The sequence below is a fragment of the Streptomyces wuyuanensis genome (assembly GCF_900103455.1).
In the GTDB taxonomy this organism is placed as follows: domain Bacteria; phylum Actinomycetota; class Actinomycetes; order Streptomycetales; family Streptomycetaceae; genus Streptomyces; species Streptomyces wuyuanensis.
In genome coordinates, this window is sequence record NZ_FNHI01000025.1 from 130,531 (window position 1) to 150,199 (window position 19,669).

Sequence of the window (19,669 nt, forward strand, 5' to 3'; positions counted from 1 at the left end):
CCCCTGTTGCTCCCTTCCAAGGAATATCAGCGACCACCGACAGAGATCAGCCCCGTCCCACCCCGTGGCACTCCCCGTACGCCACCCGCGACCCGCACCAGCACAGTGCTCCCTTCGTCGGGGGCCACGGTGTTGCCTTGCCGCGGGCCGCCAGCGTGGTCGCGTACTGGGGGAGGAGGGACGCGTCCGCGGGGGAGGTGGCCTCCGAGGCGGCGAAGGCCTCGTAGGAGGGGACCGTGCCCGTGACGATGCCGAGGTTGCCCGTGCCCGTCGCCGCGAGGTCGCGCAGGGCGGACTCGATGGCGGTCAGGTGGGCTTCGTGGGTCGGGTACTCCGCGGTCAGCGAGGGGTAGGTGCCCAGGAGTTCGGTGAGTTCGGGTGACGGCCAGTGCAGGACCGCGACCGGGAAGGGGCGCGACAGGGCCGCGCGGTAGGTGCCCAGTTCGGAGCGGAGACGGTCGATCTCGGCGCGCAGTTCGATGGGATCCGAGGAGCCGAGGGCCCACAGGCGTTTGGGGTCGTGGAGCTCGTCCAGCGGGACCGCGGCCGGGTGGAGGCGGTCGGCGAGGGTGTCCCAGTCGTCGTGCGGCAGCGCCAGGAGGCGGCGTACGCGGTGGCGGCCCGAGAGGAGGGACTGGGTCGAGTGGGAGGTCTCCTCGTCCGGGGCGATCAGCCGGGTGACGGCCTCGGTGAAGGTGGAGTGGGCCGCGTCGAGTTCGTCGTGGGCCTCCAGCGTCTCGGCGATGATCTCCCACGGCGCCGCGTCGTCCGGAGCCGCCGTGCGGATGCCGTCGATCAGCGTGCGGGCCTCCGCCTCGTGGCCGTACTCCCACAGATTGGCCGCCTGGAGTGCCTTGATCAGATGGGTGTTGTCCGGGGCGTCGGCGAGGAGGCTGTCGTACAGGCCGCTCGCGCGGGCCCGGTCGCCCGAGAGCTCCAGATGGGCCGCGGCCTGGAGAAGCAGCGGTTCACGGTCCTCCGGGTACTGCTCCGCTGTGCGCAGCAGACGCTCGGCTTCGGCGGTGTGGTCGGCAGGCGTGTCGGGGCGCATGCAGCACACCGTACTGCTGTACGGGGCTCCGCAGGGGCCTGGTGACTTGGAGGGGCTGCCCCTATCGTGCCGCCCGTGCGGGAGCGGATGCCCCGGCGGGGAGCCGGGCGGATACCTGTGGTCGTGCAGAGGCGCCGGACGCGGGCCGGAGGGGCGGGCGTCCGGGTCGGGCTCGCCCGCGCGCTCTGGGCCGGCGCCGAGATGACCGTGACCCTGGGTGTGGTGGTGCTGCTGCTCGTCGTGCACCAGCTCTGGTGGACCAACCGGCAGGCCAAGGAGGGTGCCGCGCGGCAGGTGGAGGCACTGGAGCGGGAGTGGGTGCGGGCGCCCGAACCCGATGCCGGGGCGGGTGCGGGCGGCGGTGGAACGGGCGCGGCGGGCGGTGCGGTGGAGGGCACGCCGGGCCGGGGCGCACAGTCCGGCGGCGGCCCGGACTCCCGGGAGGCCGCGCCGCGCTGGGACCGGGCGTACGCCGTGCTGCGCATCCCCCGGCTCGGTGTCGTCGCACCCGTCGCCCAGGGCGTCGCCAAGCGGGGTGTGCTGGACAGGGGGTACGTCGGGCACTACCCGCGGACCGCGCAGCCCGGGCAGGCCGGCAATTTCGCGGTCGCGGGCCACCGCAACACCCATGGCGAGCCGTTCCGGTACATCAACCGGCTGCGCAGGGGCGACCGGATCGAGGTGGAGACCCGCACCGGCGTCTTCACCTATGTCGTGGACAAGCAGTTGGCGCAGACGTCCGCGCGCGACGGCGGGGTGATCGCGGCCGTGCCGCGGAGCGGGGTCAGACCCGGGTACGGGTACGACGAGCCGGGCCACTACGTGACGCTGACGACGTGCACGCCCGAGTACACGTCCAGGTACCGGCTCGTGGTGTGGGGGAAGCTCGCCGCGATGCGGCCGCGGTGATCCCCGGGGGGTTGCGTTCCTGGAGCCCGGACCGGCCGGCCCGGCACGTGCGGAGACCGGGGACGGCGCCGGAGGCAGGCAGCGCCCGAGAGCCGGATGTGAGGTGCGTCGCCGAGGTTTTCCACAGGGAACCCGGAGGTCATTCCGCTCGTGTATAACGAATGGAGGTTCGTATCACTGGAGGAGCTGCACGTCCATCGCGCACGGCGCGGGGCGGTGCACGGGAGCGGGGAGGAGCACGCATGGCCGGTCAGACCTGGCGTGTGCTGCGACCGCTCGCGCTGCTGCTCTTCATCCTCGTCGAAGTCTTCGTCGCCGAGGGCATCGGGCTCTCCACGGCTGTGGCCCTCGCCGCCACCGCGGCGGCCGGTGCCGCGCTCGTCGCCTGTGCGCTGATCCTCTCGCGGTCCGTGCCGCGGGTGCCGCCCACACGAATACGCACCGCTCTCCGTGATCGTGAGCAGCGCACGGCGTTCCTGCCGCAGCGCGATCCCGACGCGGCGGGCCGCTGCCGCCCCAGGGCTCCCGGCCGTCCCTCGACGACGGCCGCGTAGGGGCGCCACCTCCCCGACCTTTCTCGCGCATACCCCATGGCGGGGTCATGCGTCCCTTCGCGGGCCGTCATGCCGACATGTCGATTTTTTCCCGGCACGACGAGACCCGGAGGGCCTCCATGTCCGCACTCACGTCCCTGTTCGCTTCCCTGGTCGGCCGGCTGGCCGAGCTGGTCCAGCCGCTGTTCCACACTTCCGCCACCGCCGCCGCGATCGTCCTGTTCACCGCGCTGGTACGGCTGGCCGTCCACCCGTTGTCCCGCGCGGCGGCGCGGGGGCAGAAGGAGCGGGCCCGGCTCGCGCCGCAGATGGCCGAGCTGCGCGGGAAGTACGGCAAGAACCCGGAGCGGCTGCAGCGCGCTGTCCTGGAGCTGCACGCGAAGGAGAAGGTCTCGCCGCTGGCGGGCTGCCTGCCCGGCCTGCTGCAGCTGCCCGCGTTCTTCCTCATGTACCACCTGTTCTCGAGCTCCCGGATCGGCGGCGAGGCGAACGAGCTGCTCGGGCACAGCCTGCTCGGTGCCGAGCTCGGCGGCCGGTGGGCGGACGCGCTGGGGGAGGGCGGGGTGTTCGGGCCGGCCGGCACCGTGTACCTCGCCCTGTTCGGGGTCGTCGCCGTCGTGGCCACGTTCACGTATCTGCGGACCAGGCGGCAGCTCGCGGCCGCCGGGCCTGACCGGCCGGAGCAGGCGCTGCCGGGGATGGGTGCGATGACGAAGCTGCTGCCGCTGATGTCGTTCGCGACGCTGATCACCGTCGCCGTGGTGCCGCTGGCGGCCGCGCTCTACGTGGTGACGAGCACGACGTGGAGTGCGGTGGAGAGGGTGTTCCTGTACCGGGACGCCCCGGCTGCGGGGGCGCTCGCTACTGCTGGGTAATGGTCCAGGTTGTGAACGGGGTCTTGCGGGCTGTTCGCCTGTCTTGGAGGATCGGCCAAACCTCTGATGAGCCGCACATTCCCCTCCGCCGCACGCGGGGACTCCTCAAGCGGGGCCACCTCGACAACAGGGACCACAGGGAGAACAGAGATGAAGCTGCTGCGTGTCGGTACGGCGGGTTCGGAACGGCCTGCGCTGCTCGACCGGGACGGGACGACGCTGCGGGACCTGTCCGGGCTGGTGCCGGACATCGACGGGGCGCTGCTCGCCGACGAGGAAGCGCTCGGGCGGATCCGGTCGGCCGCCGAGGCGGGCGAACTCCCGGTCCTCGACGCGGCCGGGGAGCGGATCGGACCGCCGGTCGCCCGTATCGGCAAGGTCGTGTGCATCGGGCTGAACTACCACGACCATGCGGCCGAGACGGGTGCGGCCACCCCCGCCGAGCCCGTCGTGTTCCTCAAGGCGGCCGACACGGTCGTCGGCCCGGACGACACTGTCCTCGTGCCCCGCAACAGCGAGAAGACGGACTGGGAGGTCGAGTTGGCCGTGGTCGTCGGGCGCACCGCACGCTATCTGGGGTCGCATGAGGAGGCTTTGGCGCACATCGCAGGCTACGCGGTCGCGCACGACGTCTCGGAGCGGGAGTTCCAGATCGAGCGCGGCGGCACCTGGGACAAGGGCAAGAACTGCGAGACGTTCAACCCGCTGGGACCCTGGCTGGTGACGCGCGACGAGGTGCCGGACCCGCAGGCGCTGCCCCTGAGGCTCTGGGTCAACGGCGAGCTGAGGCAGGACGGCTCCACCGCCGACCAGATCTTCCCGGTCGCCGAAGTGGTCCGGTACGTCAGCCAGTTCATGACCCTGTACCCGGGGGACGTCATCAACACCGGTACGCCGGCGGGTGTGGCGCTGGGGCAGCCGGAGCCCAAGCCGTTCCTGCGGGCCGGTGACGTCGTCGAGCTGGAGATCGAAGGGCTCGGACGCCAGCGCCAGTTGCTGAAGGACGCGTAGGGCCGCACGGCCAGGCGGCCGTCCGCCGGCGCCGCGCAAGGGGCCGGCGCAGGTGCGGCCGCACCGGCAGGCGCCGTACGCGCCCCCGGGCGCCGCTCGCGCCCGGGGCGCGGCACGTACCACCCGACAGGGGCGAACACGTGCCACACGAGCAGAGGCGAAGAGGAGGAGGACGGGGGCGAAGAGGAGGAGAAGAGGGGAGGGTCGCGGAGGGGGTGCGGGGGATTCACCCCCTCCGCGGGTCCTCAGGTGGCGAGGAGGCGCTCCAGCGCCTCGACCACCATCGCGTGGTCCTCGACCTGTGGAAGGCCGGAGACCGTGATCGTGCCGATGACACCGGCGCCCTCGACGCGGATCGGGAACGATCCGCCGTGCGCCGCGTACCGGTCGGGGTCGAGTCGGGACGACTCCTCGAACGTCGTCCCCTTGGCGCGGAACCGGCTGCCGACGAGGAGCGAGCTCTCGCCGTGGCGCTCGACGACCCGCCGCTTGCGGTCGATCCAGGCGTCGTTGTCCGCTGACGACCCGGCGAGGGCGCAGTGGAAGAGCTGCTGCCCGCCGCGCCGGATGTCGATCGCGACCGGCGCCTGCCGCTCGCGTGCCAGCTCCACCAGTGCCGAGCCGAGGGCCCAGGCGTCCTCGTACGTGAACCGGCGAAGCGTCAGACGCTCCTCCTGCGCCTCGAGTACGGCTATGTCGGGGAAACCGGGCCGGGTGCCGCTGCCGCTCATGCGCCGAGCTCCACCGTGACGCCCTCGCGGGCGGAGCGGCGGGCCGCCTCCAGGACGCCGAGGGCGTCGGCCGCCTCGTACGCGGTGACCGGCGGGGCGGTGCCGTCGCGCAGCGCGGCGGCGATCCCGGCGTAGTACGCCGGGTAGTCACCGGGCAGCGTCTCCACGGGGTGTCCGCCGCCCGTCAGCGGTGACTCGCCCGAGCCCACGCGGCCCCACAGCTCCTGCGGCTCCTCGCCCCACGGCCGGTCCGGGTCCGGACGGTCGCCGTCCCGCAGCGCGGCCTCCTGCGGGTCGAGGCCGTACTTCACATAGCCGGCGGCCGAGCCCAGGACCCGGAAGCGCGGGCCGAGCTGGGCGGTCGTCGCGCTCACGTACAGGTGCGAGCGGACGCCTCCGGCGTGCGTGACGGCGATGAACGTGTCGTCGTCGGTCTCGGCACCGGGGCGGCGCGCGTCGGACTCCGCGTACACCCGCACCGCCGGTCCGAAGAGGACGAGGGCCTGGTCGACGACATGGCTGCCCAGGTCGTACAGCAGGCCGCCGATCTCCTCCGGGGCGCCCGACTCGCGCCAGCCGCCCTTGAGCTGGGGGCGCCAGCGCTCGAAACGCGACTCGAAGCGCTGGACCTCGCCGAGCTCGCCGTCCTCGATCAGACGGCGGAGGGTGAGGAAGTCGTTGTCCCAGCGACGGTTCTGGAAGACGGAGAGCAGCAGGCCGCGCTTCTCGGCGAGGTCGGCGAGCCCGCGGGCCTCGGCGGCGGTCCCGGCGATCGGCTTGTCCACGACGACGGGGAGCCCGGCCTCGAGGGCGGCGGTGGCGACCGGGACGTGCGTCTTGTTCGGCGAGGCGATGACGATCAGATCGAGCTCGTCCGCGCGCTCCCACAGCTCGTCCGGCGTGGTGGCGAAGCGCACGTCGGGGAACTCGGCACGGGCCTGCTCCCGGCGCTCCTCGCTCGAGGTCACGATCGTGTCGAGGACGAGGCCCTCGGTGGCCGCGATGAGCGGGGCGTGGAAGACCGAACCCGCCAGGCCGTAGCCGACGAGTCCGACGCGGAAGGGGGGCCCGGCCGGGGCTCGGTTCCCGGACGCGGCGCCGGTGCCAGTGCTGCCAGTCATGGGCCCCACTTAAGCAACGCTGTTGCCAAAGCGCAAGCGCACCGCACAATGGCGGGGTGAAGTGGAGCAACGCGGGTGCGAATCTTCCGGTTCTGCGCGGTCACAATGCAGCGCTGGTACTGGATCTGCTGAGGGCTGCCGACGAGGACGGGATCAGCCGGCTGGAGCTGGCCGAGCGCACCGGACTCACGCCCCAGGCAGTCAGCAAGATCACGGCGAGGCTGCGAGGGGACGGTCTGGCGACCGAGGCGGGCCGTCGTGCGTCCACCGGGGGCAAGCCCCGGACCGTGCTGCGCCTCGTGCCGTCGGCCGCGCACGCCGTGGGGCTCCATCTGGACCGTGACGAGCTCACGGCCGTCCTCGTCGACCTCGCCGGCACGGTCGTCGCCTCCCGCTCCCGGGCACTGGAGCTCGACGGGGCGGTACCGGGCGTCATCGCGGCGGCGACCGACGAGGTTCGCGCGCTGCTGGCGGACGGACCGGAACGGGTGCTCGGGGTCGGGGTCGGCATGCCGGGACCGCTGGACCACTGGAGCGGGGTGCCGGGCCGGGTGACCGGCGCGCCGGGCTGGGCGGGCGTCCCGCTCCGCGACGAACTCGCGGAACGGCTCGGCCTGCCGGTCGTCCTGGACAAGGACACCAACGCGGCGGCCCTGGCGCTCGCGCTCCGGGGGCGCCCGGATGGTCAGGCGCGCGGAACGGGGGCGGAAGCGGCGGGCGGTTCGGAATCCGGGGTCGCGGGCGGCCCGAAAGCCGGGGTCGCGGGTGGTCCGGGAGCCGGGCCCCCCGGGGATCCGGGCGGCCCGGAGGCGGCCGCGGGAGCTCAGGGGCCGGAAGCGGCGGAGGTCGCTCCGGGATCCGGAGGCTCCGGTGGTCCGGGAGCGGCCCTCGCTGCCCCGTCCGGGCTGGGCGACTCCGGCCGCGGGGGCGCGGCTGCTGCCGAGGCCCTCGCCGCCCGTCACACGGCCGGGGCGGTCGACGGGGCCGCCCCCGCCTTCTCATCCGTCCCCGCCTCCGACGCCCCCGGGTCGTTCGCGTATCTCCACCTCGGTACGGGACTGGGCGCCGGCCTCGTGATCGGCGGGGCGGTGCACCGGGGGGCGCGTACGGGTGCGGGGGAGTTCGGGCACCAGGTCGTGCAACTCGACGGCCCCGTCTGCCCCTGCGGCAACCGCGGCTGCATCGAGGCGCTGTGCCTCGCGGCCGTCTCCCGCGGAGAGATCGATGAAGCGGCCCGGGTCCTGGGCACCGGGGCGGCCAACCTCGTACGGCTGCTCGACGTCGACCAGGTGCTGCTCGGCGGGCGTACGGTCCTCGCCGACGCGGAGACGTTCGTCCGCGGCGTCCGCGCCGTGATCGGCGACGATGCCGTGCACGTCGCGCTGGCCGAGACCGGTGCGTACCCCGTCGCGGAGGGCGCGGCACAGCTCGTCCTGGCCCCGCTGTTCGGTCGCATGGAGGCGACGGGCTCCGCCAACCGGGCGTAATTGTGTGATTTTCGGGCCGCGGTGCGGTGTCGGTACGCGGCCGGTGCGCCGGCGCGTGGCAGCGTCGCTGCCGACGCCGCCCACGCCCGCGATCTGCTGAGGTTCCCCATGCGCCTGCGCACCGCCCTCGCCGCCGGAGCCGTCGCCGCCGCCCTCGCCCCCGTCGCCCTGGCGGGACCGGTTCCCGCGCACGCCGTGCAGACCCCGCAGCCCGCCCCGGCGGCGTCGAGTTCGGCCCCACCGCACCCCGCCCCGCCCAGCACGGAATCCCCTCGGGCCACGCCGCCCCGCACCGGCCGGCAGCAGCCCGCCGCGCCGCAGTCCGCTCCCGCCATCCGGCAGACCCCACCGCGGCGCATCTCCCCCCGGCCCGTTCCGCCCGCGTCCGCCGTGCCGCAGCCGTTCGCGCCCCAGCCCTCGGCTCCCCGACCCGCGCTTCCGCTGCCGGCGGTTCCCCTGCCGGTGGTTCCGCAGCCCACCGCGCCAAACCCCACCGCGCCAAACCCCATCGCGCCGAACCCCACCGCCCCGCACACCATGACGCCGAACGCCGCTTCGCCCGCGGCACCCGGCGCCGGGCCCGTCGAACAGCAGCCGTCCTGCGGCGATCTGAACGCGGTCGAGTTCCCGATCGCCACCCGCATCGTGCGGGGCCCCGAGGAGTACCGGGCCGGCGGCGACGCCCATGAGTTCTCGGTCGAGCTGTCGAACACCACGGCCCAGCCGTGTCTGAACATCCACCCCGTGGTCGTGCTCGCCGGCCAGAGCCGGGCCATCCCGCCGGACCGGGTCCGGCTGGAGTTCTTCGACGGAGCCGCGCGGATCTGGCGGCCCGTCACCATCGAGAAGACGGACCAGGGGGAGGCCGTCGGTGCCTTCGGAGCCGGCTCGGGCGGGTTCGCGGGCCTGTCGCTGCCGGCCGGCGGCGCGTTCTCCGTACGGGTACGGCTCGCCTTTCCCGACCGCACCACGGCCCCGGACGCCGTCGTGGCGAACGCCGCCGTGGTCCAGCGCCGTGGGGCGGACGGGGACTGGGTGGGGGAGTCCAACGACTACCGCTTCGACATCCTCGGCCCTGAGCCCACCGACCGTCCCTCGGAGCCCGTCGGCGAGCCGAGCGGGTCCCGAGCCCCCGGTGACGGGAACGGCAAGGACGGCTCGGCCTGGCAGGACGCGCACGAACTCGCCGCGACCGGTACCCGCCCCTGGCACTCGGTGGGCCTCGCCACGGCCGGTGGCGTGCTCCTCGTCGGAGCGGTGGTGCTGCTCATGATGAGGCGCCGGTCCCGGTAGCGCCCTCCCCGGGCCCCGGCTTCCGGAGACGAACGCGGCGCGCCTGGCTCTGCGCGACCTCCTCATGGCAGGCAGGTCGCGACGTCAGGGACGGGGAACCGTCGTCACGGGGGCCAGTGGCCCTGGCGCCCCGTGAACGGTCGCGGAAGGATGACGCGTACGGACCAACGCCCCTGCTGCGGCAGGGGCGTTGGCCTGGGCGCGACTTCCATCTCGTCCCCACACTCCGACGGAGGACCCGATGCCGACCCACGGCATGCCCCGCCGATCCACAGCCACCTGCCGATCCGCAGTCACCCGCCGGTCCGTGCTCGCGGCCGGCGCCGCGACCGCCGCGACCGCCACCGCGCTGACCAACGCCCCCGCGGCCCTGGCGGCCGCCCCCACCCTCCCGAACGGCACGAGCAAGGACAAGGTCCTCGTCGTCGGGATGGACGGGCTCCGCCACGACCGGATCGACGCGGCCGACGCCCCGCACCTCAGGTCGATGATGGCGAACGGGACCTACGGGACGTCCCTGCTCTACTCCGGACCCATGGCGGCGACCTCCTCGGGCCCCGGCTGGTCCACGATCGCCACCGGCGTCTGGCCCGACAAGCACGGCGTCAGGGACAACACCTTCATCGGCAAGAACTACGGCAGGTACCCGGGGTTCCTGGCCCGCCTGGCGCAGGTGCGGCCCGAGCTGTCCACGTACGCCGCCGTCGACTGGAAGCCCCTGGACTCCCAGGGCACCGTCACCGCGGGCGCCGACGCGAAGCTGGTGCTCGACGGCGACGCGGACGGCTACCCCGGCCACGACGCCACCATCGCGAACGAAACCGAGTCGATCCTGCGCCACCAGAATCCGGACGTCCTCTTCGTCTACTTCGGCAACACCGACGTCGTCGCGCACGGCTCCGGCACCGGCCGGAGGTACCTCGACGCCATCGCCGTCCAGGACGCGCACCTCGGCAGGCTCCTCGCCGCGATCAGGTCCCGGCCCACGTACCCGGCCGAGCGGTGGACGGTCATCGTCGCCACCGACCACGGGCACGTCGACGCGGGCGGTCACGGCGGCAGCTCCATCGAGGAGCGGCGGACCTTCATCCTGGCCCAGGGCCCGGGGATCGCCGCCGGCGCCCGGCCCATCGACACCCGGCTCGTCGACGTCGCAGCCACCGTCTTCGAACAGCTCGGCATCACCCCCGACCCGGCCTGGGGTCTCGACGGCAAGCCCGTCCAGGAACGCACCGACGATCCTTTCGACACGCTCCGGCCCTCGCTCACCGGCCGCGTCGACGAGACGGGCATCCCGGCCTCCGTCCTGGGCTTCACGCACACCGCCCCCGGCGGCTGGTCCGTGATCAACAACGCGATGGGCACCGGCGGCGTCGGCGAATGGCGGGGCTGGTCCTTCGCGACCGACGAGTTCTGGTCCCGTACGCACCGCGACCAGTGGCGGGAGCTGAACGTGCGGTCGCGAGGCGTCTTCGCGGTCGCGGACTCCGACGAGTGGGACGACAAGGCGAACTCGGGCGGTTACGACTCCACGCTCGTCACCCCCGCGTACGACGTGAGCGGCCGCAGCAGCGTGCGGCTCGACTTCACGACCCACTACCGCCAGGAGGGCGGCCAGACCGCCCGGATCCTGGCCTCCTTCAACGGCGGAACGCCCGCCGTGGTCAGGAGCTACACCTCGGACGTGGTGTCGCAGCCGCAGTCCGTGTCCGTCCCCGTCCCGGCCGGGGCCTCCAGCGTGAGCTTCCGCTTCCGCTACACCGGGGCCAACAACTGGTACTGGGTGATCGACGGGGTCAGGGTCACGGCTTCCTGCTTAGGCTGGAGGGCGCCGGTACATCGTCGTGGCGGCGCCCCGTCAGCACACCGCACATCGCACTACGCGTACGGCAGGAGTCCGCTTCATGGCAGAGCGCAAGCCGATCGAATCCTGGCTCACCGACATGGACGGTGTCCTCATCCATGAGGGCGTCCCGATCCCGGGCGCCGACTCCTTCATCAAGAAGCTCCGCGAGAGCGACAAGCCCTTCCTCGTTCTCACCAACAACTCCATCTACACCCCGCGTGACCTGCACGCCCGGCTGGCCCGGATGGGGCTGGACGTGCCGATGGAGAACATCTGGACGTCCGCGCTGGCCACCGCCAAGTTCCTGGACGACCAGCGCCCGGGCGGTACGGCGTACGCCATCGGCGAGGCGGGCCTGACCACCGCCCTGCACGAGATCGGGTACGTCCTCACCGACCAGGACCCCGACTACGTGGTCCTCGGCGAGACCCGTACGTACAGCTTCGAGGCGCTGACGAAGGCGATCCGGCTGATCCTCGGCGGTGCCAGGTTCATCAGCACCAACCCGGACGAGACCGGGCCGTCCGCCGAGGGCCCCCTGCCCGCCACAGGGTCGGTCGCCGCGCTGATCACGAAGGCGACGGGCAAGGACCCGTACTTCGTGGGCAAGCCGAACCCGCTGATGATGCGGGCCGGGCTGAACGCCATCGGCGCCCACTCGGAGTCCAGCGCGATGATCGGCGACCGGATGGACACCGACGTGCTGGCGGGTCTCGAGGCGGGCATGAAGACCTTCCTCGTCCTGACCGGTCTGACCACACCCGCGGACATCGACCGCTACCCCTTCCGTCCCTCCAAGGTGGTCGACTCCATCGCGGACCTCGTGGACCGGATCTGACCCGGTCGGAGTGCCCGGCACTCCCGGCGCACTGACCCGGTCGGAGTGCCCGGCACTCCCGGCGCACTGACCCGTCCGGGTCTCCTGGAGATGCGGAACTGGGCGGAACGCGTGAATCTCTTTACACCAGGAGGTTCACAATGCGTTCAGTTCCGATTGCTCTCCGTGTCGTGGGGGCGGCCGCCGGCTTCCTGATTCTGGCGCCCGTCCCCGGGACCGCCCACGCGGAGGAAGGCGCCCGGCTCACGGACACGGTCCACCCGGTCAGAGCGGAACCCGGGAACGAGGTGCGCGACGGCCAAGAGAGCGGCGTCGTGGACCGGCTCCAGATCGTCACGCTCACGCCGCCCTCCAGCTCCGAGCCCGATGACAAGCAGGGCGAGGAGGAGAACGCCAGGAAGGACCGGGAGGGCCAGGACGGGAAGAAGGACACCGGGTCCCAGGATGGCAAGAAGGACGACGGGTCCCAGGACGGCAAGAAGGACACCGGGTCCCAGGATGGCAAGAAGGACACCGGGTCCCAGGACGGCAAGAAGGACACCGGCTCTCAGGACGGCAAGAAGGACACCGGGTCCCAGGACGGCAAGAAGGACCGGGAGAGCCAGGACGGCAAGAAGGACCGGGAGAGCCAGGACGGGAAGAAGGACACCGGGTCCCAGGACGGGAAGAAGGACGACGGGAACCAGGACCGCGGGGACGGCTCGGACGACGGCTCCGATGACGGCTCCGATGAGGGCGACAGCCCGGAGGACCTGCTCGAGGACCCGGACCCGGCGGAGAGTCCCGTCGCCCCCGTCCGCGCCGGTGGCGGCGGCGCCGCCGACCGACTGGCCTCGCAGGGTGCCAAGACCGCCGACACCCAGGGCCCGGGCACCCCGCACACGGTGGTCGGGCTGCTCCTGGCCGGAGCGGCGGCCGTCGCGGTCGCCTTCCGCAGTGCCCGCCGCCGCCGCGCCGGCACGCCGGACCGGGACTGACCCGCCGTGCCGAACGACGACGAGGCGCCCTCGGGCGGCGGCCGGCTGCTCACGGGAGTGGCCTGGGCGATCCTGCTGATGGGCCTTTGGCTCTGGGGGCGTGAGGCCAGTGACGGTGCCGGGGGATCCTCGGCGCCCACGACCGGTGACGTGGCCGCGGTGGGCCGTCCGCTCGGCGTACCGCTGCCGCCCGCCCGCGAGCCGCTGGCGCCGGCGGGACCCACCAAGGTGGACATTCCCTCGATAGGGGTCTCGGCCCCCGTCGTCGCCCGCGGTCTGGACCCGACGGGCGCGGTGGAACCGCCGCCGTACGCGACGCCGGACACCGTCGGCTGGTTCGGCACCGGCACCCGGCCCGGCGCACCGGGCGCGGCACTGTTCGTCGGCCACGTCGACACCAGGACCGAGCCGGCGGTCTTCTACGGCCTCAGCGCGGCCCGCCCCGGCCAGACGGTCAGGGTGACGCGGACCGACGGTTCGGTCGCCGTCTTCACCATCGACGACGTGCAGGTCGTCAGCCGGGAGCGGTTCGACGCCCGGAAGGTCTACGGGGCGCACCGGCCGGGCCGGGCCGAACTCCGGCTCATCACCTGCGGCGGCACCTACGACAAGAAGACCGCCTCGTACTCGGCGAACGTCGTCGTGTCCGCGTACCTCACGGACGCGCGCGGCATCTGACGCCCCGACGCGGTGTGCCGGCCGGCCGAGGGGGGACCGGCGTCCGGATCCGCTGATGCCGTCCGGGCCCGCCGAGCCACCGCAATGATCACTCGCGTCGTCCCCTGCGGCGTCCGGCGGCGTCCGGGCCGGAGCCTCGGTGCCTCGTGGTCGGCGGACGCCGTGTGTCAGGATGGATCCGGCCGGGCTCGTTCCGGCAGCGGGGCGCCTGGGGGGTGGCCCGGCATGTACCACAGTGCACCAAGGGGGAGTGGATGTACGGCAGTCGAGTCGGGCGCGCCCGATGGACGGCGGCCGCGATGGGGGCCGTCCTGCTGGTCGCGGGGTGTTCCTCCTCGGACGGCGACGGCGACAAACCCACGGCCCAGCAGCCCAAGGCGACGGATCCGTACTGGGTCAACCCCGAGGGCAACGCGGCGAAGCAGGTGGCCTCGTACCTCGACGACGGCGACAGCGCCAACGCCGAACTGATCAAGAAGATCGCGGCCCAGCCGGTGGGCGAGTGGATCGGCCCCGACGATCCGGAGGGCGACGCGAGGCGCTACACGGAGGCCGCCGCGAAGGCGGACCGGGACTCCCTGCTCGTCCTCTACAACATCCCGCACCGGGACTGCGGGCAGTTCTCCAAGGGCGGTGCGTCGGACGGCGACGCCTACCGCGCCTGGGTCGACAAGGTCGCCAAGGGCATCGGCGACCGCCGGGCCACCGTCGTCCTCGAACCGGACGCCGTGCTGCACCTCGTCGACGGCTGCACTCCGCAGGAGTACCACCAGGAGCGGTACGACCTGCTGAAGGGCGCCATCGAACGGCTCGGGCAGCTCCCCGCGACCAAGGTCTACCTGGACGCGGGCAACGCCGGCTGGGCGGACCCGGACTCCCTCCCCGATCCCCTGCGGCGGGCCGGGATCGAACAGGCCGACGGTTTCGCGGTCAACGTCTCCAACTTCCAGACGACGCAGGCCAGCAAGGACTTCGGGCACAAGCTCTCCGCCAAGGTGGGCGGGAAGCACTTCGTGATCGACACCAGCCGCAACGGCAACGGGCCGTACACGCAGGGCGATCCGAAGGAGAACTGGTGCAACCCGCCGGGCCGCGCCCTCGGCGAGGCGCCCACGACGAAGACCGGCGATCCGCTCGTGGACGCCTATCTGTGGGTGAAGCGGCCGGGCGAGTCCGACGGCGACTGCAAGGGCGGCCCCAAGGCCGGCGACTGGTACCCGGAGTACGCGCTCGAACTGGCCCGCAACACCAAGTAGTCCGCAGACGCGACGGCGAAAGGGGGCTCCCACGGCGGGAGCCCCCTTTCGCCGTCGTGTCCGGCCGTCCCGCTCTACGGGACCTCGACCCAGACGCCCTCCGACGGGGTCCCCTTGTCGTCCGTCACGAACAGCATGTACCAGCCGGACGGGACCAGGGAGCGGTTCTTCGGCACGGTGACGCGGAATCCGTCCGCCGTCCCGGTCATCTCCAGGGCGACGGTGCGCTGGTCGACGTCGGTCACATGCGTCACGGCGCTGGGCCTCATCAGCTTCGCCGACTTGAGCTTCGCCGCGTCCGGGCTCTTGAAGGTCGCGGACCCGCCCCGCTTGATCTTCTTCGGACCGGCGCCGATCTCCGGCCGGGAGTCCCGGAAGAGGTAGGGCGGCGTGTAGATCTCGATCCGCTGCTCGAAGACGCCGGGCTTGGTGTTGGCGTCGTCGCCGAAGAGCGAGTCCGAGCCGAAGATCATCACTCGCCCGTCGGGCAGCAGCACCGACCCCGAGTGGTAGTTGCGCCCGACCCGGGGGTCGGCGACCCGTGTGTACTCACCCGTCTTCGGGTCGTACGTGCGTGCCTCCAGGACGTTGGAGCCGCTGCGGCCCCGGTAGTCCTCCGAGCCGCCGGTGACCAGCACGCTGTCGTCCGGCAGCAGCGAGGCGCTCGGGTAGCGCGTGCCCTTGTCGAGCGAGGCGCCGTCCTTGAACCGCGGCTTCGGGTCCTTCAGATCGACCAGCCGGGACTTCTCGCTGGACTTCTCGGACTCGCCCACCCCGCCGCCGCCGATGACCATGAACCGCTGGTCCTGGGCGGGCGGGAGCATGACGGTCGCCGAGGTCTCCATCAGGTCCGGGTCGCTCAGTCCGGGGACCTTGGTGAACTTGTTGGTGTCCAGGTCCCAGACCCCGGGGTCTCGGCCGACGTCGGCGGGGCCGTATCCGGCGTTGGAGCCGGAGTAGAAGAGCTTCCCGTTGTCCATCAGGAAGATCGCGGGATAGGTGGGGAAGCGCCGCTCGAAGCCGGTGTACTCCCACTTCTTCGTCTTGGGGTCGTAGATCTCGTCCTTGCCCGGGACTATCTGGCCGATCTCGTCCAGGCCGGACAGGGACAGGACCTTGCCGTCCTCGAGCGTGGTGAGCGTGGGGTACCAGCGGGCCTCGTTCATCGGGTCGACGGTGATGTACTTCTCCGCGACCGGATCGAACTCGTAGGCCTCCTTGATGCCCTGGAAATCCTTCTTGTCGAGGGCGAGCTTCTGCGCGATGCCGTAGACGTTCCGGTTGTCCGAGCCCTTGAGGCCGTGCACCCGGTAGTTGTCCTCGGTGCCGGTCTCGTACGACTTCCCGGACTTCGAGGCCTCGACGTAGATGCGGCCGAGTCCCGCCTCGGTGCGCAGGAAGCGCCCGGTCTCCTTGTCGAAGACCTTCTTCGCCTTCTCGACGAGGACGGGGTCCTTGGAGACGAACGTCTTGCCGTTCTTCTTGCCGGTGAACTTGGTGCCGGCGGGGAGGGTGATCGGCTTGTCCGGGTCCTCGTTGTGGACGATCATCAGGCCGCCTGCCTTGGTGACATCGCCCTGGAGCTTCTCGTACCGCTTGGTGCCGCCCGCGACCAGCAGCTTGCCGTCGGGCAGCTGGGTGTGCCCGGCGCAGAACATGTCCTTGGGCGTGGGTATGTGCTTGAAGTCGTTCGTCTTCGGATCCCACAGCACCGACTCGAACTTCTTGGCGTCGAAGTTCTTCTGGTTGTTGCCGGAGCCCGCGATCAGCAGCACCTTGCCGGTGTGCAGCAGGGCCGCGTGGATCGTGTTGATCTTGTACTTGGCGGGGACGTCGAGGAAGTCCCAGTGGCCGTTCGCCGCTTTGTACTCGGGCCGGTTGATCTTGTACTCGTGGTACTGCTCCGAGCCGTACCGGTACATCGCCGGCCCGTTGAACCCGGCGATCGCCGCCACGACCGCCACGCCGATCAGGATCCGCCGGGCCCGGTTCTTGCGGTGGTTCGGCCGGACGGGAAGTGCACTCATTTCTTACGTCCCCCAAGGGCGATCTGCATGGTCTGGTCCGCGGGGGCCCACTCGTGCGGGTGCTGCTCATGGGCGGCCGGCGGCACGGCCTCGGAGGCCCCGCCACCCGTCCCCGGCTTCGCGCGGCGCCGCCCCCTTCGCTTCTTCTTCTCCTCGCGGATGGAGTACCGCCAGGCGAAGATGGGCGCCGCCGTGATCAGCAGGGCCAGCCCGGCCCAGGTGATCATCGCCGGGTGGTCGTGCCCGAACCAGAACGAGGAGGCGAGCGAGCCGCCGAAGATCAGGATGAAGAAGAGGTGGATGCGGAACGTGCCGAAGAGCGTGTCCGGGCTTGAGGAGTCGCCCTTGGGCGTCACCACGAACTTGCTCTTCCGGCGCAGCGCGGCGTCCATCAGGGAGCGTGCGTAGATCGGTGCGGAGAGGGCCGACATCACCATTCCGGCCAGCCCGCCCGAGCCCTCCGGCTCGTGGGGCGACACGTTGTGGCGGCGGTTCCAGATGTAGAGGCCGATCTGCAGGGCCGAGGCGTTGCCGTAGAGCATCATCCAGATGGCCGGGTCGATCTGCACGCCCGAGGCGCCCATGCCCAGGAACAGCGCGCAGCTGAGCGCCGCCAGGATCCAGTTGAGGGCCGACATCGGGTAGAAGATGATCATCATCGTGTAGTTGAAGAGCTTGCCGGCCGGCAGTGTGCCGAAGCCCCTCCAGTACTGCTTGAGGATCGTCTCGTACGTGCCGCGGGACCAGCGCAGCTGCTGGGTGAAGAAGTCGGTCCAGGCGGTCGGGCCCTCACCGACGGCCAGCACGTCCGGGGTGTAGACGGACCGCCACTTGTTGCCGGAGGCCGGGTTCTTGGCCCGGTGCATCTCGAAGCCGGTGGCCATGTCCTCGGTGATCGAGTCGTACAGGCCGCCGATCTGCTTGATGGCGCTGATGCGCACGGCGTTGGAGGTGCCGACGAACATGGGGGCGCCGTAGCGGTTGCCGGCGCGCTGGATCAGGGCGTGGAAGAGGAACTGCTGGGACTCTGCGGCCTTGGTGACGAAGGTGTCGTAGTTGCCGTAGACCTGTGGGCCGATGACGAATCCGACGTCCGGGTCGCGGAAGTAGCCGAGCATCCGCTCCAGGTAGTTGGGCAGCGGCACGTGGTCGGTGTCGACGGACGCGAAGAAGTCGTAGTCGCCGCCGTGCGCCTCGAGCCAGGCGTTGTAGTTGCCGTGCTTGGTCTTGGCCCGGTGGGCGCCCTTCTCCTGGTTCCACTTGGCTATGCCCTTGCGGGAGAAGTGGTGGACGCCGAGCCGTGCGCAGACCTCCTTGACGTCCGGGTCGTCGCCCTCGTCGAGCAGCCACACGTGCATCAGCCCGCGGTGGCGGATCTTCACGGCCGCCTCGAGCGTCTTGGTCACCATCTCCAGGGGCTCCTTGCCCGGCACGAAGGAGGTGAGGAAGGCGACTCGGGTGCCGGACTCCGGCACGACGGGGATCGGGTCCCGGGCGACGAGCGTCGCGTGTGCGTTCGACAGGACGTTCATCGTGCGGAAGAGCTCGATCAGACCGATCGAGACGAGCATGACGACGTCGAGCCAGAGCAGCAGCTCGTTGTTCAGATTGGGGTCGCGCTCGGTCCAGTGCTGCGGCTGCATCAACCAGGCGAACAGGCCCAGGGACACCAGCGGCGCGGCGCCGAGGAGCAGGGCCGCCCGGACACGGTGCGGCTCCTGCGACAGCAGCGAGCGGTACTGCACCTTGTACGGTTTCGACGGGTCCGGCTGGGTCAGGGGACCGGCCAGCCGGCTGTAGTGCTCGTAGTCGTACCGCGGCAGCGCCTTCTTGGGGCGCAGCCGGTGGCCTCCCGTCCTGAGCTGCGGGGGAACCCGAAGCTGCGTGGTCCGGGAAGGGTCGTCGTCCTGCTGCCGGGCGCCGTTCGGCGTCGACGTCATCTTTCATCCCCCCGCATGCCTGCTGGCTGCGTGATCGTTCGGTCGTCTCCGGACCGGGGCTCCCCTAGGCCGGCCGGTACCGGATGCATCAGTGGCAGGCCACCGTATCCGTAGACATAAGACGATGGTCTTCCGGTTGCATGATGCCCGTCTCCGCGTTCGTTCGTGAACGGGACCCCCACCCCGGGCGGACTGCGACGGGAGAATTCCCTCGAATCACCCCAAGTCGCAACTGTTTGAGCCCGCGGACCCCTTGGGGCCGCGGACTCTCAGGACAGGGTCTCGGAGCGGGGGCGTGATCGCAAGGGGATCCGGAGCCTCCGGGTGGCGCACTGTCCGGGATCGCGCGGGTCGTTCCGGCCGGGGTGCCGCTCCGGCCGGGCCGGCCTGGCGGTGGGGCGCGGTGCCGGCGTGACCCGACGTGGCGTGAGGCGTTGTACCGGGTGGGCCGTGCGGCGAATCGCCGTGGGTCCGGGCGCGATGCCGACGGCGTCCGGGCTCCGGTCGATGTCGCGGCGGAGGCGCCGCGTGGAGCGCCGTCCGATGTTCATGGACGAGGCGTCCGACGGGGTTGGACGCCTCTCCGTTCGAGGCTCCCGTGAGGCCTCGGCGGGAGTTTGGCCAACCGGCGACTCGGCAGGGAGAATCCACGGCGTGGCCAACGCACTGCAGGAATTGGTGAAGAGCCGGCTGGAGCAGCAGGGCTGGTCCTACGGCGACGTGGCCCGGCGCGGCGGCATCCCGCGTTCCACCGTGCACCACCTGGCCACCGCCGAGCGGGTCACCCGCATGCCGCAGCAGGCCACGCTGGAGGGACTGGCCAGGGGCCTGGAACTGCCCCTGGACGCCGTACGCAGGGCAGCCGCCGAAGCCTGCGGCATCCACCTCTACTTCGAGGAGACACCCGGCACCGCCGCCGACCCCGAAGTCGCCACCCTCATCGCCAGCGTCCAGAAACTGACCGCGGCCGACCGCCGGCACGTCACCGCACTCGTCGAATCCCTCCTGCGCAACACCCACCCACCCCACACCGACACACCCACCCACACCGACACACCCGCCGGCACCGACCCCC

The 19,669-nt window shown here is 71.8% G+C and carries 17 protein-coding genes; 12 read left to right on the top strand and 5 right to left on the bottom strand.

Annotated features, from left to right (window positions below; all coding sequences use genetic code 11):
- Positions 1–46: 46 nt before the first annotated feature.
- A complete protein-coding gene (locus BLT82_RS30110) occupies positions 47–1,051 on the bottom strand; it encodes a tetratricopeptide repeat protein (protein ID WP_093660531.1) in 1,005 nt (334 codons plus the stop codon).
- A gap of 87 nt (positions 1,052–1,138) precedes the next feature.
- Between BLT82_RS30110 and BLT82_RS30115 the strand changes: the two genes are divergently transcribed.
- The 4 genes from BLT82_RS30115 to BLT82_RS30130 all read left to right on the top strand — a co-directional run bounded on the left by BLT82_RS30115 (position 1,139) and on the right by BLT82_RS30130 (position 4,400).
- Positions 1,139–1,960, top strand: coding sequence for a class E sortase (locus BLT82_RS30115; RefSeq protein WP_093660533.1), 822 nt, complete (start codon positions 1,139–1,141; stop codon positions 1,958–1,960).
- 242 nt (positions 1,961–2,202) lie between these two features.
- Positions 2,203–2,514, top strand: a complete 312-nt coding sequence (locus BLT82_RS30120; protein ID WP_093660535.1) for a DUF6412 domain-containing protein — start codon at positions 2,203–2,205, stop codon at positions 2,512–2,514.
- Positions 2,515–2,633: 119 nt separating this feature from the next.
- Positions 2,634–3,389 carry a YidC/Oxa1 family membrane protein insertase gene (locus tag BLT82_RS30125; protein WP_093660537.1) on the top strand — a complete coding sequence of 252 codons (756 nt, stop codon included), beginning with the start codon at positions 2,634–2,636 and terminating at the stop codon, positions 3,387–3,389.
- A 150-nt stretch (positions 3,390–3,539) separates the two neighbouring features.
- Positions 3,540–4,400, top strand: coding sequence for a fumarylacetoacetate hydrolase family protein (locus BLT82_RS30130; protein WP_093660539.1), 861 nt, complete (start codon positions 3,540–3,542; stop codon positions 4,398–4,400).
- A 245-nt stretch (positions 4,401–4,645) separates the two neighbouring features.
- Here the strand turns inward: BLT82_RS30130 and BLT82_RS30135 are convergent, their stop codons facing one another.
- Together BLT82_RS30135 and BLT82_RS30140 are read right to left on the bottom strand one after the other, a co-directional pair.
- The gene (locus BLT82_RS30135) at positions 4,646–5,131 is read right to left on the bottom strand and encodes a heme-degrading domain-containing protein (protein ID WP_093660541.1); all 486 of its coding nucleotides are present in this window, start codon (positions 5,129–5,131) and stop codon (positions 4,646–4,648) included.
- Positions 5,128–6,252 (bottom strand): Gfo/Idh/MocA family protein, encoded by a 1,125-nt coding sequence (locus BLT82_RS30140; RefSeq protein ID WP_093660543.1) that lies wholly within the window; start codon positions 6,250–6,252, stop codon positions 5,128–5,130. The genes BLT82_RS30135 and BLT82_RS30140 overlap by 4 nt, the downstream gene beginning before the upstream one ends.
- A gap of 56 nt (positions 6,253–6,308) precedes the next feature.
- Between BLT82_RS30140 and BLT82_RS30145 the strand changes: the two genes are divergently transcribed.
- From BLT82_RS30145 to BLT82_RS30175, 7 genes are all read left to right on the top strand, one after another.
- Positions 6,309–7,739 carry an ROK family transcriptional regulator gene (locus BLT82_RS30145; RefSeq protein WP_093660545.1) on the top strand — a complete coding sequence of 477 codons (1,431 nt, stop codon included), beginning with the start codon at positions 6,309–6,311 and terminating at the stop codon, positions 7,737–7,739.
- 108 nt (positions 7,740–7,847) lie between these two features.
- Positions 7,848–9,032, top strand: coding sequence for a hypothetical protein (locus BLT82_RS38265; protein WP_244529743.1), 1,185 nt, complete (start codon positions 7,848–7,850; stop codon positions 9,030–9,032).
- A gap of 241 nt (positions 9,033–9,273) precedes the next feature.
- The gene (locus tag BLT82_RS30155; protein ID WP_244529745.1) at positions 9,274–10,998 is read left to right on the top strand and encodes an alkaline phosphatase family protein; all 1,725 of its coding nucleotides are present in this window, start codon (positions 9,274–9,276) and stop codon (positions 10,996–10,998) included.
- Complete coding sequence (locus tag BLT82_RS30160; RefSeq protein WP_093660549.1) at positions 10,937–11,716, top strand: HAD-IIA family hydrolase; 780 nt, start codon at positions 10,937–10,939, stop codon at positions 11,714–11,716. The genes BLT82_RS30155 and BLT82_RS30160 overlap by 62 nt, the downstream gene beginning before the upstream one ends.
- Positions 11,717–11,856: 140 nt before the next feature.
- Entirely contained in the window at positions 11,857–12,693 is an 837-nt protein-coding gene (locus BLT82_RS38620; protein ID WP_093660551.1) for a hypothetical protein, read from the top strand.
- Between the two features lie 6 nt (positions 12,694–12,699).
- Positions 12,700–13,371, top strand: a complete 672-nt coding sequence (locus tag BLT82_RS30170; protein WP_093660553.1) for a class F sortase — start codon at positions 12,700–12,702, stop codon at positions 13,369–13,371.
- 254 nt (positions 13,372–13,625) lie between these two features.
- The gene (locus BLT82_RS30175) at positions 13,626–14,627 is read left to right on the top strand and encodes a glycoside hydrolase family 6 protein (RefSeq protein WP_167746129.1); all 1,002 of its coding nucleotides are present in this window, start codon (positions 13,626–13,628) and stop codon (positions 14,625–14,627) included.
- Positions 14,628–14,701: 74 nt separating this feature from the next.
- Here BLT82_RS30175 and glxA read toward each other — a convergent pair whose 3' ends face one another.
- Complete coding sequence (glxA, locus tag BLT82_RS30180; RefSeq protein WP_093660557.1) at positions 14,702–16,654, bottom strand: radical copper oxidase GlxA; 1,953 nt, start codon at positions 16,652–16,654, stop codon at positions 14,702–14,704.
- Positions 16,651–18,594: a glycosyltransferase family 2 protein gene (locus BLT82_RS30185; protein WP_093660559.1), complete on the bottom strand. Its 1,944-nt coding sequence runs from the start codon at positions 18,592–18,594 to the stop codon at positions 16,651–16,653. The genes glxA and BLT82_RS30185 overlap by 4 nt, the downstream gene beginning before the upstream one ends.
- A gap of 654 nt (positions 18,595–19,248) precedes the next feature.
- On the opposite strand from BLT82_RS30185, the gene BLT82_RS30190 reads away from it, so the two are divergent.
- Positions 19,249–19,669: helix-turn-helix domain-containing protein (locus tag BLT82_RS30190; RefSeq protein WP_093654240.1), on the top strand; the 421-nt coding region annotated here is incomplete at its 3' end.